We start from the raw sequence: 17,086 nt of genomic DNA on the forward strand, positions 1-17,086 counted from the left end.
TCTACAATTGGGGTAACGCGCTGACGGGAGTAAAAATATGTCTGACTGGAACCCCTCTTTATATCTGCACTTTGCCGCTGAACGATCGCGTCCGGCGGTGGAGCTGCTTGCCAGAGTGCCGCTGGAGAATATCGAATACGTTGCCGATCTTGGCTGTGGCCCAGGTAACAGCACCGCCCTGCTGCATCAACGTTGGCCTGCGGCCAGGATAACAGGCATCGACTCGTCTCCGGCGATGATTGCTGAAGCGCGCAGTGCTTTGCCTGACTGCCAGTTCGTGGAAGCAGACATCCGCAACTGGCAACCGGAACAGGCACTCGATCTGATTTTTGCTAATGCCTCGCTGCAATGGCTGCCCGACCATTACGAACTGTTCCCTCATCTGGTTTCGTTACTCAGTCCGCAGGGCGTGCTGGCGGTACAAATGCCGGATAACTGGCTAGAGCCAACCCATGTGCTCATGCGCGAAGTCGCCTGGGAACAAAATTATCCGGATCGCGGGCGTGAGCCGCTGGCTGGCGTTCATGCTTACTACGATATTTTGAGCGAAGCCGGATGTGAGGTCGATATCTGGCGAACCACCTACTATCACCAGATGCCGTCGCACCAGGCGATTATCGATTGGGTGACCGCCACTGGATTACGTCCGTGGTTACAGGATCTGACCGAGAGCGAACAGCAGCATTTTCTTACGCGCTACCATCAGATGCTGGAAGAGCAGTATCCACTGCAAGAGAACGGAGAGATACTGCTGGCATTTCCGCGTCTGTTTATTGTTGCCCGGCGTACGGAGTAAATATTACGTCAGCTGGTAATGACGATCGGGAAGAATTTTCGCTGGAATTTCTGCTTCATCGTTCATCTGTAACAGGTCAATTTCAATAGCGTTGCAGATGGCATCCAGTGGTAAGTCATTGTTTTCAGTACCGAACGGATCTTCCAGCTCTTCCGCCAGACAATCCAGCGAAATAAAAGTGTAGGAAATCAGCACAGAGATAAATGGCGTCATGTAATGCAGGTCCACGACCAGTGCGAACGGCAGCATGATACAAAACAGATACACGGTACGATGCAAAATCAGGGTGTAGGCAAAAGGAATTGGCGTATAGGCAATACGCTCACAGCCTGCCAGAACCGCCGAAATATCGTTGAGCCGATCGTTAAGACTAATAAACAGGATATCTGAAAGCTGTCCATTGCGTCGCTGAACCGCCAACCACTCCCCCATTATCAACAAGATACGGTTAGCTGGAGAGTTGGCTGCCAGTACTCGCTGAAGATCTTCAGTCCGGAGATACCGCGCCAGCATTTCCTCTTGTGGCTGTTTTCGTAATGTCATGCGTAAACAGTGGGCAAAGGCGATTTGCAGCCGGGCAAACTCCCTTACACTTGCCGAATCCGGCAATGTCGTTTTTACCTCACGCAGTAACGACCGAGAGGCAATCATCAACTGTCCCCAAAGTTTTCGCGCTTCAACATAACGGGCGTAACCGGCGTTATTACGAAAACCCAAAAAGATGGCGATGGCGACACCGAGAATGCTGAACGGTGCGAGGGTGAATTTGATTCCCAAATGCGTGTACCAGGACAGCATGAAAATAACAGCGATAGAAAAGAGAAAATTGAGTAGTAAGCGCGAGGATATCTTGGATAATACTGAACCGTGCCAGACAAAAATACGGCGCAGCCAGTGTTGTTGTGGACGAACTGAACCGCCCCGGAAATCCTGGAGACTAAACTCCCTGAGAAAGAGGTAAACAGGATGACTAAAAATACTCGTTTTTCCCCCGAAGTCCGTCAGCGGGCGATTCGTATGGTTCTGGAAAGTCAGGATGAATATGACTCACAGTGGGCGGCAATTTGTTCCATTGCCCCAAAGATTGGCTGTACGCCGGAGACTCTGCGTGTCTGGGTTCGCCAGCATGAGCGGGATACCGGGGGCGGTGATGGTGGGCTCACCAGCGCTGAACGTCAGCGTCTGAAAGAGCTGGAACGTGAAAATCGTGAACTGCGCCGCAGTAACGATATCCTTCGCCAGGCTTCCGCTTATTTTGCGAAGGCGGAGTTCGACCGCCTCTGGAAAAAATGATGCCACTGCTGGATAAGCTGCGTGAGCAGTACGGGGTCGGACCGGTATGCAGCGAACTGCATATTGCCCCGTCAACGTATTACCATTGTCAGCAACAGCGACATCATCCGGATAAACGCAGTGCCCGTGCGCAGCACGATGACTGGCTGAAGAGAGAGATACAGCGCGTATACGATGAAAATCATCAGGTGTACGGTGTGCGTAAAGTCTGGCGTCAGTTGTTACGGGAAGGAATCAGGGTGGCCAGATGTACAGTGGCGCGCCTCATGGCGGTTATGGGACTTGCCGGTGTTCTCCGGGGTAAAAAGGTCCGCACTACCGTCAGCCGGAAAACCGTTGCCACAGGTGACCGCGTAAACCGTCAGTTCGTGGCAGAACGTCCTGACCAGCTGTGGGTGGCTGATTTTACTTACGTCAGCACATGGCAGGGCTTCGTCTATGTGGCGTTTATCATTGATGTGTTTGCCGGATACATCGTGGGGTGGCGGGTCTCATCGTCTATGGAAACGACATTCGTGCTGGATGCGCTGGAGCAGGCGTTGTGGGCCCGTCGTCCGTCTGGCACCATCCATCACAGCGATAAAGGCTCTCAGTATGTGTCACTGGCCTATACGGAGCGACTAAAAGAAGCCGGATTACTGGCATCAACAGGGAGTACAGGCGACTCGTATGACAACGCGATGGCTGAGAGCATCAATGGTCTTTACAAAGCGGAGGTAATACACCGTAAGAGCTGGAAAAACCGTGCAGAAGTGGAACTGGCCACACTAACGTGGGTGGACTGGTATAACAATCGACGATTGCTGGGAAGGCTGGGCCATACTCCTCCGGCAGAAGCAGAAAAAGCTTATTATGCTTCCATCGGAAACAATGATCTGGCAGCCTGAGTTCACAGATAAAACACTCTCCAGGAAACCCGGGGCGGTTCAAACGATCATGGTTATCTTCAGGCGTGGAAAAGTCGCCCTATTAAACGTGATTACGATCACATTCTCAAGACACTACTTACAAATTACCTACACGCTTACAACATTAACAGGTGTTACATATGGCACCAGATTATGATAAAGGTATATAGGATGTTGTAACTAATACGGATCGGTAAAAAACCCGGTCGAAACCGGGTTCAGAGTATTAGCACAACGGGCGTACCGCTTCACGCATTCCTTTTTCGAGAATCGCATCCAGGTCATTAGCAACCAGCTCGACCAGACCAGGCACTTGCGTCAGGTCCTGCTCCCAATGGTCTTTTTCTGCCAACACTATAGCAACCAGTTCCTGGGTACCGATAACACCGTCACGATGCTGGCTCCAGAGTTGCTGATAACGTTCCAGCCAGTGCGCATCGTCCTGTACCGGATATGTTTCTCCATTACGCTCACCGCGATAGAACGCAATCAATGCCGCTAATGCGAAAGTAAGGCGCGCCGGTAGTGTGCCGTTTGCCTTCTGCCCTGCCAGTAGCTGCGGCAGGATGCGGGTGCGGAACTTAGTCATACCGTTGAGCGCGATAGACAGCAGCTGATGCTTGATGTACGGGTTACGGAAACGCCCGGTGACTGCACTGGCGAAAGATTCCAGTTCTTCACGAGGCAGATCCAGTACCGGAATAATCTCTTCATAGATGGCTTTTTCAACGAATGCGCAAATTTCAGCATCGTTCATCGCTTCACCTACAGTATCCAGCCCTGCCTGGAACGCCACCGGCACCAGCGCCGTGTGTGCACCGTTGAGGATTGCCACTTTGCGCTCTTTATACGGTTTAATATCGTCAACAATCAGCACGTTGAGCGGATATTTGTCCAGACGCAGCTCAGTCGCTAAGGATTTCGGCCCCTGAATCACAAACAGGTAAAAGTGTTCAGCGGTGTCGAGGAAACCATCGTGATAACCCAGTTCTTCTTCCAGTTTAGCCACTTCATCACGCGGATAACCGGTAACGATACGGTCCACCAGCGTAGAACAGAAGCTGTTAGCCTGATCCAGCCATTGAATAAATGCTTCTGGTAGTGCCCACTCTTGCGCGTAGCGCAGCACCAGTTCACGCAGTGCATCGCCGTTATAGTCGATCAGTTCACATGGGATGATGATCCAACCTTTATCCTGCGCTCCGTTGAAATGGCTAAAACGTTCGAACAGCAGACGGGTCAGTTTTGCCGGATAACTTACCGCTGGCGCGTCATCGAATTTATCGCCCGCATGGTAGCTGATACCCGCTTCGGTGGTGTTAGAGAAAACAAAGCGCATTTCCGGGTTGTGCGCCAGTTTCAGGAATTCATCGTATTCACTGTAGACGCTGATTTCACGATTAACCGAGCGAATCAGACGCGCGTCGCTGACCGCCTCCCCCTTCTCATTCAAACCACGGATAATGGTGGTGTACAGACCATCCTGCGTGCTCAATGACGGCGGGAATGAAGTTTCAATCGGACGAACAACGACCACGCCAGAATTCAGATCGGTGTGCTCATTCAGGAGATCGATTTGCCAGTCAACAAAGGCGCGCAGGAAGTTACCTTCACCAAACTGAATGATACGTTCTGGATACTGTGCACCGGGAAAATCGCGACGATTTAGTGTTTTCACAATGGGTTCCCTTCTGATTAGTCATACAACCTGTTTGAATTGGTACGACAGGCTAGCAAACTTTAATACGCCGAACCCCTGTTTTGATCAACTCCTGATGATTAATGAGCAGTTTTATGAGAAAAGTGTGGCGCGGATCATGGTTTAATCGAGGAACTACGCCTTTTATTCGCTCAATAAAGTGGTAGAACACATTCCGTTAAAATCGCTCTGCATGAATAAAGATGTCAGACAACTTCCTCACCGTAACGCATAGTGCTGGTACGGTTGCGCCCATCTTTCTTCGAGCGATACAGACATGTATCGGCTTCGACCATCAATTTATTAAAGTCATCGGTCAGCGTTCGGTACGATGCGCAACCACTACCGACGCCAATACTTACCGTGAGATAAAGCGTTTTTTGTTGCCAGGTGAACGGTTGCAGTTCAACACCTTTACGAATTTTTTCCGCCATTAGCAGGCCATCGACAGGATTCACCGAAGGCACTGCAACAGCAAATTCTTCGCCGCCCATTCGCGCCACCAGCCCCTTATCACCGACAATCTTCTGAATATGCTGGGCAAACACGCTTAACACTTTATCGCCACATTCATGACCATAGTTATCGTTAATGCTTTTGAAATAGTCGATATCAAGCAGCATGACAGTCAGATGTTGTGTCTGTTTCAGCGATGGACTTTTCAGCGCCTCATAAAGACCGGACCGTGAGTAAACCTGAGTCAGAAAATCAAAGTCGGCTCGCAGCGCAACTTGCTTCATTAGCGAATTGATCGCTGCCACGCTAAAAGAAACCATAATTGGGCATATCGCCATCGTGGCAATACCGAGACGTGCGGAGAACATTTGCGGAATGGAGAACGGCGAACCGACCGAGATATCAATCACCGAATTTGCCACCAGTACGATTTCCACCGCACCGGTGACAAAGGTCAACAGACATGTTACCTGCGGCGTATAGCGCACTGCACACCAGATTAATGCAGGCAGCGGGAACGCCAGACTCCCCGCTCCGCCAATGACTACCGAGGCAACAACCGACACAATAAGCGCGATAGCGGGCATCATCTGTTCTGCTTTAAAGCGCGGCAGCACTCCAGGAATTGCCAACGTCAGCATACAAGGCACGATCAACACGCCCGTTGAGAATTGCTCACTGAACCAGTCGGCAAGCAAAGGCCAGAAATCCAGACTATCAATACTGACCGAACCAATCGCCCCGACAATAGCGCATAATAATGCGGCAATCAGACAGTAATTAAATAGCCGTAAGGCACTTACTGGCTCGTACTTATTTTTCCCCAGACGCTTATCCCGCGCGACCAGTAAGGCGACGGTAACAATAAACATCATATTGGAGAAATTGATAGCCAGTGAAACCAGCCCCCATTCGGTGGTTATGGCATCATAAACCAGCATTGCCACATAACTGATCGCATAGTAATGCAGTCGATTAAGCCAGACATAGCGGGCAAACACCCCCGCCATTACGCCATTCAGCGGCCAGAAAAGAGAAAGTTCGTGAACCAGCCGTAACTCTGCACCAATAAAATAGAACAGCGTGGTTAGCACAAAAATAGCGATGCTATTACGTAGCAGATGACCTTCCTGGAACAAACGGAAAGTTGAAATGGGCTGTACATGCATTAATTATCTGTCCATACAATTGCGGGTGGCAATTATCTCAACGTAATAAGTAAATTCTCATAAAGGATAGCATGTTCGCTGACAGCGGCGGCAAATAAAGATATCCTGGGAATGCTATTTTATCGTTTTCCGCAATTATCATGGCTGATTCATCTGTATAACCAACCAGTGATAGATTACCGACACGATATAACGTTGTTGTTCCCCGCTTAACGAAACACCCTGCGGAATGTTATGCCACTTAGCCAGACAACCGCGACAACAGGTTGCAGTGGCGTGCTGAGCGATAAACACCGGATGCCCGCGCATGGGGGTTTGCTTACCGTCGTTAGCCGGTAATGCCGGAGCAAGACGTTTAGAGACAAAATCCGCCGCATGTTGTTCGATGACTGGCGCGCCTTTCTCCAGACAATACTGACGCTCTTTCACACCCAAACGAAAGCGAGAGCGAAATTTTGAACGGGATAAACGCGCGAAGAGTGGATCGAGAGACTGCATTAATAAACCGAACGCCCTAATTGTTTCGTCAATTGTTCAAGGACAGCAATGCCCGCAAGCGAGTTACCGGCATCATCCAGTTCCGGACTCCAGACAGCGATGGCCATTTCATGCGGAACAATCGCCACAATACCGCCGCCGACGCCAGATTTTGCCGGTAGTCCCACCCGCCAGGCAAACTCCCCCGCGTTCTGGTACATACCACTGGTCGCCATTAGTGCGTTAATTTGCCGCGCCTGCATTGGCGTCACCACAGGTTCATCAATATGAATAGCTTTCCCCTGATTAGCCAGAAAGACAAACGTCCGGGCCAGCTCTACACAGCTCATTTTCAGAGCGCAGTAATGAAAGTAGTTTTGCAGAACAGTTGTCACATCATGATGGAAATTGCCAAACGACTTCATCAGCCAGGCGATAGCCGCATTTCGCGCGGAGTGTTCAAATTCGGAACGCGCTACCACCGTATCGTAGGAAATATCAGACACACCGCTTAAGCCGCGCACGACTTCCAGCATACGTTGCCGAGGAGCGCTTAATCGCCCTTGCAACATATCGCAGACCACCAGCGCACCGGCATTAATAAACGGATTACGCGGAATACCCTGCTCCATTTCGAGTTGCACTAAAGAATTGAACGGTGATCCAGACGGATCTTTGCCGACGCGTTGCCAGATTTCCTCTTCGGAGTAATGACGCATGGCGACAACGAGACTCAGCACTTTGGAAATAGACTGAATGGAAAAACGTTCTTGTGCGTCTCCGGCCTGAAAAAGCTGTCCGTCAACGGTACAGATAGCAATGCCCAGCCGGGAACCGTCTACCGTAGCCAGCGCCGGAATATAATCCGCGACTTTACCCTGACCAATGAGCGGCCGCACTTGCCGCAAGATGTTTTCTAAAATTGCATTATCCATGGCGACTGCCACTTTCTACTCCTGGACCGCAGGTCTGAAAAGACCTGCGAGTATATCAGAGCTGAATATGTAGCGTCAGATCCGGTCTTTCCACACCGTCTGGATATTACAGAACTCATGTAAACCGAAATGGGAAAGTTCACGACCAAAGCCACTCTTCTTCACGCCACCAAAGGCGACTCGCGCATCACTGGCACAATAACCATTGATAAACACGCCACCGCATTCCAGACGTGCCGCCATCTGTCTGGCCCGTGTTTCGTCGGTGCTGAAAATGGTCGCTGAAAGGCCGAACTCGCTATCATTAGCCAGTTCCAGCGCATGTTCTGCATCCTTTGCAATAGTGATTGCCGCAACGGGGCCAAACATCTCTTCCCGAAATGCAGTCATTTCTGGTGTGACATTCGACAGAACCGTTGGCGGATAGTAATTACCTGCCCCAGCCATCTTTTCCCCGCCCAGTAACAAACGTGCACCTTGAGCCAGAGTTTTTTCTACCTGATGATGTAGCTCATCACGCAAATCAAAACGAGCCATGGGTCCGAGAGCGTTCTCTTCGTCACGGGGATCGCCCATTTTCAAGGCTGCCGCAGCTGCCACAAAACGTTCGGTAAATGCCGAAGCAATTCCCTCTTCGATAATAAAGCGTTTTGCCGCTGCACAAACCTGTCCGGTATTCTGATAACGTCCGGCTACCGCCGCTTTCACCGCAAGTTCCAGATCGGCATCGTTAAGCACAATAAACGGATCCGAACCGCCCAGTTCCAGTACACATTTTTTCAGTGCCGCTCCAGCCTGTGCGCCAATAGCTGCTCCCGCACGAACACTTCCGGTCACTGTGACAGCAGCAATGCGCGAGTCTTTAATCATCTGACTGACACCGTCGTTGTCAGCATTCAGCCAGCCATATACGCCTTGCGGGATCCCCGCATCTTTAAACACCTGGGCAATGAGCTGTGCACAGCCCATCACATTCGGCGCATGTTTAAGTAAGTAGCCGTTACCTGCAAGAATGATGGGAACAGCGCCACGCATCACCTGCCATAACGGAAAATTCCACGGCATAATCGCCAGAATCGTCCCCAACGGTCGATACTCAATAACCGCCTGCTGATTTTCCACCAGCGTAGGTTCCGCCTTCAGCATCGCCGGACCATGTTCTGCATACCAGTCACACAAATTCGCCGATTTCGCCACTTCAGCACGCGCCTGGTTGATCGGTTTGCCCATTTCACGGGTGATCATTTGCGCCATTTCTTCGCTACGGGCGCGCAGAGCCTTACCGATATCACGCAGTTTTTCAGCACGATAATCTATATTTGTCTCGCGCCAGTCGCGAAAGCCTGCTGCCGCCAGCTGAAGTGCGTTTTCTATATCGTCAGCGCCAGCCCACGGCAGCACAGAAAGTTGTTCACCAGTGGCAGGATTTATCGAAATTGCATGGGTTGCCGGAGTAATGGTCATCGGGGTATCTCCTTTATGGGTTATGGTAAAAAGATACGCAGATTTACTCTTGCTTGAAAATGAATAATATTAAGCCACTTATTCACGAATTGAGAATGCCATGGATCTGACCCAACTGGAGATGTTCAACGCGGTTGCCGAAGCTGGCAGCATTACCCAGGCTGCAGCAAAAGTGCATCGCGTCCCGTCGAATCTCACTACCCGTCTACGCCAGCTGGAAACAGAACTGGGGGTTGATCTGTTTATTCGCGAGAATCAGCGTTTACGTCTCTCGCCTGCCGGGCATAACTTTTTACGCTATAGCCAACACATTCTCGCGTTAGTGGATGAAGCGCGGAGCGTTGTCGCTGGCGATGAGCCGCAAGGTTTATTTTCTCTTGGTTCGCTGGAAAGCACCGCTGCAGTGCGCATTCCGGCCACGCTGGCGGAATATAACCGTCGTTATCCCAAAATTCAGTTTTCACTTTCCACCGGCCCTTCCGGCACTATGCTGGAAGGGGTGCTGGAGGGAAAACTGAATGCGGCGTTTATTGATGGGCCCATTAACCATACTGCCATTGACGGGATACCGGTGTACCGCGAGGAGCTGATGATTGTCACGCCTCAAGGACATGCGCCAGTAACCCGTGCCAGTCAGGTGAATGGCAGTAACATTTATGCCTTCCGCGCCAATTGTTCGTATCGTCGCCACTTTGAAAGCTGGTTTCATGCTGACGGTGCCGCTCCGGGAACTATCCATGAGATGGAGTCTTATCACGGAATGTTGGCCTGTGTGGTCGCAGGAGCTGGCATTGCGCTTATTCCACGCTCTATGCTGGAAAGTATGCCGGGGCATCACCAGGTTGAGTCGTGGCCGTTAGCTGAGCAATGGCGTTGGTTAATAACATGGCTGGTCTGGCGTCGCGGTGCGAAAACGCGTCCGCTTGAGGCATTTATTCAACTACTGGATGTGTCTGACTCGGCAAAACAGTCTTCCCAATGAGCTATTTTTGATAGTTCTTGCAGCTCATATGCTCTATATAGTGATGTTCCGATGACTTATGACTATATGGGGCAAATATGGTTACGCCAGTAAGCATCAGCAATTTCATCTCACTTCCTGATGATTTTCCCGTTCGCAATATTGCACCTCAGGTAAAAGAAGTTTTGAAGGATTTTATTGATGCGCTCAGCATTATAATATGTGATGAGGAGTGGCGTACGTCTTTAAACATCAATTCAAACACCAAAAAGATATTCAATAATCTTGATAACCTATCTTATATACAGAGGACAACTTTCCGAGATAACGACACGCTATACAATGAAAAGGTTCAATTTAAACTCACTTATCCTGTTAAGAATGGAAGACATAAAGAAAACATTGAATTTCAGGTAGTAATAAATTTAAGCCCTATTTATTTAGATAATTTTCGCCACGATGGGGAAATTAATATTTATTGTGCTCCCGACCCAAAGCCTGTCACTATGGGTCGGGCCTTTCAGACCGGCGTCGAGCGTGTGCTCTTTCTGTTTCTTAATGACTTTATTGAACAATTTCCAATGATCAGCCCCGGCGTCCCCATCAAAAGGTCTCATACTCCACATATTGAACCTCTTCCTCCTGAGCATCATACCGCTGCAGATTACTTACGTCAGTTTGATTTATTCGTACTGAACTTTATCTCTCGTGGTAATTTTGTCATACTCCCCCGACTATGGAATAAGCCGCAGGTCCACAGGTGGTTCGCGAATAAAAACCCAAACTTAATCACCGCCATCTACGACATACAGGATAGCCCATTAAAAGAGGAGTTATTACAAAACCTCATGGATTCATTAGGTTCTAACAAACAAGTACTACCTGAAGTTTGTATCTGCTTTTTATCGCTTTTATCAAACAAAGAAATACCTCACTTTCAGAGTCTATTCTTATTTTTTACAAATATGTTATTGCACTTTCAAATTTTTATGAAACCTAATGAAAATGACCTGAATGATGTGTTGATACCGGCATTATTAAGTGAAGATAAAAGTATCCATCGTATGGCACGCAAGATTTTAAAACTTTTTGTAAAAAATGAAATTCCGCCCAAAATTAGTAACGAAGAACTACTGGACAACAGGCCTCGTTCCCCTGTGAGGCCACCTTTACCATCAGCCACCAAAACGCCAGACCTTCCTGATCGTCATTAAAATGTGATGTTAACAACTCTCTGACGCGTGACAGAACAACCGTCAGAGAGATGGAAATGCGATCCAGATCACAAATGCATTGTATTCACATCATTAACCGTTTTAAGATCATTTCATTACTTTTCGCAACTCACCCGATAATCTGTTATGACAACAAACACTGTTTCCCGCAAAGTGGCGTGGCTACGGGTAGTTACGCTGGCAGTCGCAGCTTTCATCTTCAATACTACCGAATTTGTCCCTGTTGGCCTGCTTTCTGACATCGCACAAAGTTTCCATATGCAAACCGCTCAAGTCGGTATCATGTTAACCATTTATGCATGGGTAGTGGCGCTAATGTCATTGCCTTTTATGCTAATGACAAGCCAGGTTGAACGCCGCAAATTACTGATCTGCCTGTTTGTGGTGTTTATTGCCAGCCATGTACTGTCTTTTTTGTCGTGGAGCTTTACCGTTCTGGTGATCAGTCGCATTGGTGTAGCTTTTGCACATGCGATTTTCTGGTCGATTACGGCGTCTCTGGCGATCCGTATGGCTCCGGCCGGAAAGCGAGCACAGGCATTGAGTTTAATTGCCACCGGTACAGCTCTGGCGATGGTATTAGGTTTACCTCTCGGGCGCATTGTGGGGCAGTATTTCGGTTGGCGTATGACCTTCTTCGCGATCGGTATCGGGGCATTTATCACCCTTCTGTGCCTGATTAAGTTACTTCCCTTACTCCCCAGCGAGCATTCAGGGTCGTTGAAAAGCCTTCCGCTATTGTTCCGCCGCCCGGCATTAATGAGCATTTATTTGTTAACTGTGGTGGTTGTCACCGCCCATTACACGGCATACAGCTATATCGAGCCTTTTGTGCAAAACATTGCGGGATTCAGCGCCAACTTTGCCACGGCATTACTGTTATTACTCGGTGGTGCGGGCATTATTGGCAGCGTGATTTTCGGTAAACTGGGTAATCAGTATGCGTCTGCGTTGGTGAGTACGGCGATTGCGTTGTTGCTGGTGTGCCTCGCACTGCTGCTACCTGCGGCGAACAGTGAAATACACCTCGGGGTGCTGAGTATTTTCTGGGGGATCGCGATGATGATCATCGGGCTTGGTATGCAGGTTAAAGTGCTGGCGCTGGCACCAGATGCCACCGACGTCGCGATGGCGCTATTCTCGGGAATATTTAATATTGGAATCGGCGCTGGCGCGTTGGTAGGTAATCAGGTCAGTCTGCACTGGTCAATGTCGATGATTGGTTATGTGGGCGCGGTGCCTGCTTTTGCCGCGTTAGTATGGTCAATCATCATTTTTCGCCGCTGGCCAGTGACACTCGAAGAACAGACGCAATAGTTGAAAGGCCCATTCGGGCCTTTTTAATGATACGTTTTAATGATTTCCAGAATGCCGTTAATAATAAACTGCACACCCATACATACCAGCAGGAATCCCATCAGACGGGAGATCGCTTCTATTCCCCCCTTGCCCACCAGCCGCATAATTGCGCCAGAGCTGCGCAGGCTTCCCCACAAAATGACCGCCACCAGGAAAAAGATCAGCGGCGGCGCAGCCATCAGAACCCAATCAGCGAAGGTTGAACTCTGACGCACAGTGGACGCCGAGCTAATAATCATCGCAATGGTTCCCGGACCGGCGGTACTAGGCATTGCCAGAGGTACAAAGGCAATATTGGCGCTGGGTTCATCTTCCAGCTCTTCCGACTTGCTTTTCGCTTCCGGTGAATCAATCGCTTTCTGTTGCGGAAAGAGCATCCGAAAACCGATAAACGCGACGATTAAGCCACCTGCAATTCGCAGACCGGGAATCGAAATGCCAAATGTATCCATCACCAGTTGCCCGGCGTAATACGCCACCATCATGATGGCAAAGACGTACACCGAGGCCATCAACGACTGACGATTACGTTCGGCACTGTTCATGTTGCCTGCCAGACCAAGAAATAACGCGACAGTTGTTAATGGGTTAGCTAACGGCAGTAACACCACCAGCCCCAGGCCTATTGCTTTAAACAAATCTAACATTAGTGGTTGTTATCCTGTGTATCTGGGTTATCAGCGAAAAGTATAAGGGGTAAACAACGATAAAGTGTCACTCTTTAGCTAGCCTTGAATCGCATTGACCAAAACTTGAACCGATTTAGCAAAACGTGGCATCGGTCAATTCATTCATTTGACTTATACTTGCCTGGGCAATATTATCCCCTGCAACTAATTACTTGCCAGGGCAACTAATGTGAAAAGTACCAGCGATCTGTTCAATGAAATTATTCCATTGGGTCGCTTAATCCATATGGTTAATCAGAAGAAAGATCGCCTGCTTAACGAGTATCTGTCTCCGCTGGATATTACCGCGGCACAGTTTAAGGTGCTCTGCTCTATCCGCTGCGCGTCGTGTATTACTCCGGTTGAACTGAAAAAAGTGTTGTCGGTCGACCTGGGAGCGCTGACCCGTATGCTGGATCGCCTGGTTTGTAAAGGCTGGGTGGAAAGGTTGCCGAACCCGAATGATAAGCGCGGCGTACTGGTAAAACTTACCACCAGCGGCGCGGCAATATGTGAACAATGCCATCAATTAGTTGGCCAGGACCTGCATCAAGAATTAACAAAAAACCTGACGGCGGACGAAGTGGCAACACTTGAGCATTTGCTTAAGAAAGTCCTGCCGTAAACAAAAAAAGAGGTATGACGATGTCCAGACGCAATACTGACGCTATTACCATTCATAGCATTTTGGACTGGATCGAGGACAACCTGGAATCGCCACTGTCACTGGAGAAAGTGTCAGAGCGTTCGGGTTACTCCAAATGGCACCTGCAACGGATGTTTAAAAAAGAAACCGGTCATTCATTAGGCCAATACATCCGCAGCCGTAAGATGACGGAAATCGCGCAAAAGCTGAAGGAAAGTAACGAGCCGATACTCTATCTGGCAGAACGATATGGCTTCGAGTCGCAACAAACTCTGACCCGAACCTTCAAAAATTACTTTGATGTTCCGCCACATAAATACCGGATGACCAATATGCAGGGCGAATCGCGCTTTTTACATCCATTAAATCATTACAACAGCTAGTTGATAACGTGACAACGTCACTGAGGCAATCATGAAACCACTTTTATCCGCAATGGTAACCGCGCTTATTCTCTTCTCTGCGCAGAGCTTTGCGGAACAAACCACGCAGCCGGTTGTTACTTCCTGTGGCAATGTGGTGGTTGTTCCCCCATCACCGGAACAATCACCATTTGATTTTAACCACATGAGCACAGGCAGTGATAAATCGGATGCGCTCGGCGTGCCCTATTATAATCAACACGCTATGTAATTTATTCTGGCCCCGACATCTCGGGGCCTTTTAGCCTCTCACTTTCACGGCTTTACGCCACCGCATACCAAACACATTGATATACAGCCCGGTCATAATGAGCACCGCACCAAAGAATTGCAGACCCGTTAAGCGTTCATCCAGCAATAGTGTCGCACTTGCCAGTCCTACTACGGGCACCAGTAACGATAACGGTGCAACCCGCCAGGTTTCATAGCGTCCCAGTAACGTCCCCCAGATCCCATAACCAACAATTGTCGCCACAAACGCCAGATACATCAGAGACAAGATGGTGGTCATATCGATAGTGACCAGACTGTGAATCATGGTTGCGGAACCATCGAGAATCAGCGAGGCAACAAAGAAAGGAATGATCGGGATTAATGCGCTCCAGATGACCAGCGACATCACTGCCGGACGCGTTGAGTGTGACATGATTTTTTTATTGAAGATATTGCCGCACGCCCAACTAAATGCTGCCGCCAGGGTCAACATAAAGCCGAGCATCGCCACATGCTGACCGTTAAAACTATCTTCGATTAACACCAGTACGCCAAAAATCGCTAACGCGATCCCCGCCAGTTGCTTACCGTGCAGCCGTTCGCCAAAAGTAAACGCACCGAGCACAATAGTAAAAAACGCCTGAGCCTGTAATACCAGTGAGGCCAGCCCAGCAGGCATACCAAAATTTATGGCACAGAACAGAAAGGCAAACTGCGCAAAACTGATGGTTAATCCATACCCCAGCAGCAAATTCAGTGGTACTTTCGGTCGTGCGACAAAAAAGATGGCCGGAAAAGCGACCAGCATAAAGCGCAAACCAGCCAACATCAGCGGTGGCATGTTATGAAGCCCCACTTTAATGACCACAAAATTAAGCCCCCACACGACCACGACCAGCAGCGCCAATAACCCATCTTTTCGCGACATTCTACCGCCTCTGAATTTTCATCTTTTGTCAGCAATCAACTTAGCTGAATTTACTTTTCTTTAACAGTTGATTCGTTAGTCGCCGGTTACGACGGCATTAATGCGCAAATAAGTCGCTATACTTCGGATTTTTGCCATGCTATTTCTTTACATCTCTAAAACAAAACATAACGAAACGCACTGCCGGACAGACAAATGAACTTATCCCTACGACGCTCTACCAGCGCCCTTCTTGCCTCGTCGTTGTTATTAACCATCGGACGCGGCGCTACGCTGCCATTTATGACCATTTACTTGAGTCGCCAGTACAGCCTGAGTGTCGATCTAATCGGTTATGCGATGACAATTGCGCTCACTATTGGCGTCGTTTTTAGCCTCGGTTTTGGTATCCTGGCGGATAAGTTCGACAAGAAACGCTATATGTTACTGTCAATTACCGCCTTCGCTAGCGGTTTTATTGCCATTCCTTTAGTGAATAACGTGACGCTAGTGGTGCTCTTTTTTGCCCTTATTAACTGCGCCTACTCCGTTTTTGCTACCGTGCTGAAAGCCTGGTTTGCCGACAATCTTTCGTCCACCAGCAAAACGAAGATTTTCTCAATCAACTACACCATGTTAAACATTGGCTGGACCATCGGTCCGCCGCTCGGCACGCTGTTGGTGATGCAGAGCATCAATCTGCCCTTTTGGCTGGCAGCTATCTGTTCCGCGTTTCCCATGCTTTTCATTCAAATTTGGGTAAAGCGCAGCGAGAAAATCATCGCCACGGAAACAGGCAGTGTCTGGTCGCCGAAAGTTTTATTACAAGATAAAGCACTGTTGTGGTTTACCTGCTCTGGTTTTCTGGCTTCTTTTGTTAGCGGCGCATTTGCTTCATGCATTTCACAATATGTGATGGTGATTGCTGATGGGGATTTTGCCGAAAAGGTAGTCGCGGTTGTTCTTCCGGTTAATGCTGCCATGGTGGTTACGTTGCAATATTCCGTGGGCCGCCGCCTTAACCCGGCTAACATCCGCGCGCTGATGACAGCAGGCACCCTCTGTTTCGTCATTGGGCTGGTCGGTTTTATTTTTTCCGGCAACAGCCTGCTATTGTGGGGTATGTCAGCTGCGGTATTTACTGTCGGTGAAATCATTTATGCGCCGGGCGAGTATATGTTGATTGACCATATTGCGCCGCCTGGAATGAAAGCCAGCTATTTTTCCGCTCAGTCTTTAGGCTGGCTTGGTGCGGCGATTAACCCATTAGTGAGTGGCGTAGTGCTAACCAGCCTGCCGCCTTCCTCGCTGTTTATCATCTTAGCGTTGGTGATCATTGCTGCGTGGGTGCTGATGTTAAAAGGGATTCGTGCAAGACCGTGGGGGCAGCCCGCGCTTTGTTGATTTAAGTCGAACACAATAAAAATTTAATTCAGCCTTCGTTTAGGTTACCTCTGCTAATATCTTTCTCATTGAGA

At 49.1% G+C, this 17,086-nt stretch carries 17 protein-coding genes and 1 other annotated feature; of the genes, 9 read left to right on the forward strand and 8 right to left on the reverse strand.

Translation table 11 applies throughout. The features are described 5' to 3' along the window. Positions 1–37: 37 nt before the first annotated feature. Entirely contained in the window at positions 38–796 is a 759-nt protein-coding gene (gene tam / locus QUF14_RS09615) for a trans-aconitate 2-methyltransferase (RefSeq protein ID WP_001286550.1), read from the forward strand. 3 nt (positions 797–799) lie between these two features. Here tam and QUF14_RS09620 read toward each other — a convergent pair whose 3' ends face one another. Further along, positions 800–1,687 carry a bestrophin family protein gene (locus QUF14_RS09620; RefSeq protein ID WP_286333537.1) on the reverse strand — a complete coding sequence of 296 codons (888 nt, stop codon included), beginning with the start codon at positions 1,685–1,687 and terminating at the stop codon, positions 800–802. A gap of 75 nt (positions 1,688–1,762) precedes the next feature. Between QUF14_RS09620 and QUF14_RS09625 the strand changes: the two genes are divergently transcribed. Then, a protein-coding gene (locus QUF14_RS09625; RefSeq protein WP_371829233.1) for an IS3 family transposase occupies positions 1,763–2,976 on the forward strand; the annotation gives its coding sequence in 2 pieces (ribosomal slippage) (positions 1,763–2,051 and positions 2,051–2,976; 1,215 coding nt in all). After that, positions 2,044–2,160, forward strand: a sequence feature (AL1L pseudoknot). It overlaps the preceding gene by 117 nt. A gap of 247 nt (positions 2,977–3,223) precedes the next feature. Here the strand turns inward: QUF14_RS09625 and uxaB are convergent. The 5 genes from uxaB to sad form a co-directional block, all read right to left on the reverse strand. Then, positions 3,224–4,675 carry a tagaturonate reductase gene (uxaB, locus tag QUF14_RS09630; protein WP_000854648.1) on the reverse strand — a complete coding sequence of 484 codons (1,452 nt, stop codon included), beginning with the start codon at positions 4,673–4,675 and terminating at the stop codon, positions 3,224–3,226. A 227-nt stretch (positions 4,676–4,902) separates the two neighbouring features. Then, a complete protein-coding gene (locus QUF14_RS09635) occupies positions 4,903–6,321 on the reverse strand; it encodes a sensor domain-containing diguanylate cyclase (RefSeq protein ID WP_123057639.1) in 1,419 nt (472 codons plus the stop codon). Between the two features lie 138 nt (positions 6,322–6,459). Then, positions 6,460–6,819 (reverse strand): DUF4186 domain-containing protein, encoded by a 360-nt coding sequence (locus tag QUF14_RS09640; protein ID WP_001191039.1) that lies wholly within the window; start codon positions 6,817–6,819, stop codon positions 6,460–6,462. Next, positions 6,819–7,745, reverse strand: coding sequence for a glutaminase B (gene glsB, locus QUF14_RS09645; protein ID WP_000257409.1), 927 nt, complete (start codon positions 7,743–7,745; stop codon positions 6,819–6,821). The genes QUF14_RS09640 and glsB overlap by 1 nt, the downstream gene beginning before the upstream one ends. Before the next feature lie 63 nt (positions 7,746–7,808). Beyond that, entirely contained in the window at positions 7,809–9,197 is a 1,389-nt protein-coding gene (gene sad, locus QUF14_RS09650; RefSeq protein WP_100733773.1) for a succinate-semialdehyde dehydrogenase, read from the reverse strand. A gap of 100 nt (positions 9,198–9,297) precedes the next feature. Between sad and ptrR the strand changes: the two genes are divergently transcribed. From ptrR to ydeA, 3 genes are all read left to right on the forward strand, one after another. After that, positions 9,298–10,179 carry a putrescine utilization regulator PtrR gene (ptrR, locus tag QUF14_RS09655; RefSeq protein ID WP_000366492.1) on the forward strand — a complete coding sequence of 294 codons (882 nt, stop codon included), beginning with the start codon at positions 9,298–9,300 and terminating at the stop codon, positions 10,177–10,179. A gap of 77 nt (positions 10,180–10,256) precedes the next feature. Next, on the forward strand, positions 10,257–11,372 hold the full coding sequence (gene yneK / locus QUF14_RS09660; RefSeq protein WP_000258550.1) for a putative protein YneK: 1,116 nt from the start codon (positions 10,257–10,259) through the stop codon (positions 11,370–11,372). 147 nt (positions 11,373–11,519) lie between these two features. Then, on the forward strand, positions 11,520–12,710 hold the full coding sequence (ydeA, locus tag QUF14_RS09665; protein ID WP_000210786.1) for an L-arabinose MFS transporter: 1,191 nt from the start codon (positions 11,520–11,522) through the stop codon (positions 12,708–12,710). Positions 12,711–12,733: 23 nt separating this feature from the next. On the opposite strand, the gene marC is transcribed toward ydeA, so the two are convergent. After that, entirely contained in the window at positions 12,734–13,399 is a 666-nt protein-coding gene (gene marC, locus QUF14_RS09670; RefSeq protein ID WP_000885028.1) for an NAAT family transporter MarC, read from the reverse strand. Positions 13,400–13,610: 211 nt separating this feature from the next. Here marC and marR point away from each other — a divergent pair, with 211 nt between their 5' ends. From marR to marB, 3 genes are read left to right on the forward strand one after another with little or no spacing between them, the layout of a single operon-like run. Next, positions 13,611–14,045 carry a multiple antibiotic resistance transcriptional regulator MarR gene (marR, locus tag QUF14_RS09675; RefSeq protein ID WP_000843424.1) on the forward strand — a complete coding sequence of 145 codons (435 nt, stop codon included), beginning with the start codon at positions 13,611–13,613 and terminating at the stop codon, positions 14,043–14,045. Between the two features lie 20 nt (positions 14,046–14,065). Continuing rightward, positions 14,066–14,449, forward strand: a complete 384-nt coding sequence (gene marA, locus QUF14_RS09680) for an MDR efflux pump AcrAB transcriptional activator MarA (protein ID WP_000091199.1) — start codon at positions 14,066–14,068, stop codon at positions 14,447–14,449. A 31-nt stretch (positions 14,450–14,480) separates the two neighbouring features. Beyond that, positions 14,481–14,699 (forward strand): multiple antibiotic resistance protein MarB, encoded by a 219-nt coding sequence (gene marB / locus QUF14_RS09685; protein WP_000803540.1) that lies wholly within the window; start codon positions 14,481–14,483, stop codon positions 14,697–14,699. A 30-nt stretch (positions 14,700–14,729) separates the two neighbouring features. Here marB and eamA read toward each other — a convergent pair whose 3' ends face one another. After that, positions 14,730–15,629 (reverse strand): O-acetylserine/cysteine exporter, encoded by a 900-nt coding sequence (gene eamA, locus QUF14_RS09690; protein ID WP_000087183.1) that lies wholly within the window; start codon positions 15,627–15,629, stop codon positions 14,730–14,732. A 195-nt stretch (positions 15,630–15,824) separates the two neighbouring features. Between eamA and ydeE the strand changes: the two genes are divergently transcribed. Beyond that, entirely contained in the window at positions 15,825–17,012 is a 1,188-nt protein-coding gene (ydeE, locus tag QUF14_RS09695; RefSeq protein ID WP_001054208.1) for an efflux MFS transporter YdeE, read from the forward strand. Positions 17,013–17,086 lie beyond the last annotated feature (74 nt).

It is taken from the genome of Escherichia sp. HH091_1A, from assembly GCF_030295175.1.
Taxonomy (GTDB): domain Bacteria; phylum Pseudomonadota; class Gammaproteobacteria; order Enterobacterales; family Enterobacteriaceae; genus Escherichia; species Escherichia coli_F.

What these genes read in the sequence shown, in the direction of transcription:
- tam (WP_001286550.1), top strand. Translation starts at nt 38, where the DNA reads ATGTCTGACTGGAACCCCTCTTTATATCTGCACTTTGCCGCTGAACGA.
- QUF14_RS09635 (WP_123057639.1), bottom strand. Translation starts at nt 6,321, where the DNA reads ATGCATGTACAGCCCATTTCAACTTTCCGTTTGTTCCAGGAAGGTCAT.
- QUF14_RS09640 (WP_001191039.1), bottom strand. Translation starts at nt 6,819, where the DNA reads ATGCAGTCTCTCGATCCACTCTTCGCGCGTTTATCCCGTTCAAAATTT.
- sad (WP_100733773.1), bottom strand. Translation starts at nt 9,197, where the DNA reads ATGACCATTACTCCGGCAACCCATGCAATTTCGATAAATCCTGCCACT.
- ptrR (WP_000366492.1), top strand. Translation starts at nt 9,298, where the DNA reads ATGGATCTGACCCAACTGGAGATGTTCAACGCGGTTGCCGAAGCTGGC.
- yneK (WP_000258550.1), top strand. Translation starts at nt 10,257, where the DNA reads ATGGTTACGCCAGTAAGCATCAGCAATTTCATCTCACTTCCTGATGAT.
- ydeA (WP_000210786.1), top strand. Translation starts at nt 11,520, where the DNA reads ATGACAACAAACACTGTTTCCCGCAAAGTGGCGTGGCTACGGGTAGTT.
- marC (WP_000885028.1), bottom strand. Translation starts at nt 13,399, where the DNA reads ATGTTAGATTTGTTTAAAGCAATAGGCCTGGGGCTGGTGGTGTTACTG.
- marA (WP_000091199.1), top strand. Translation starts at nt 14,066, where the DNA reads ATGTCCAGACGCAATACTGACGCTATTACCATTCATAGCATTTTGGAC.
- marB (WP_000803540.1), top strand. Translation starts at nt 14,481, where the DNA reads ATGAAACCACTTTTATCCGCAATGGTAACCGCGCTTATTCTCTTCTCT.
- eamA (WP_000087183.1), bottom strand. Translation starts at nt 15,629, where the DNA reads ATGTCGCGAAAAGATGGGTTATTGGCGCTGCTGGTCGTGGTCGTGTGG.
- ydeE (WP_001054208.1), top strand. Translation starts at nt 15,825, where the DNA reads ATGAACTTATCCCTACGACGCTCTACCAGCGCCCTTCTTGCCTCGTCG.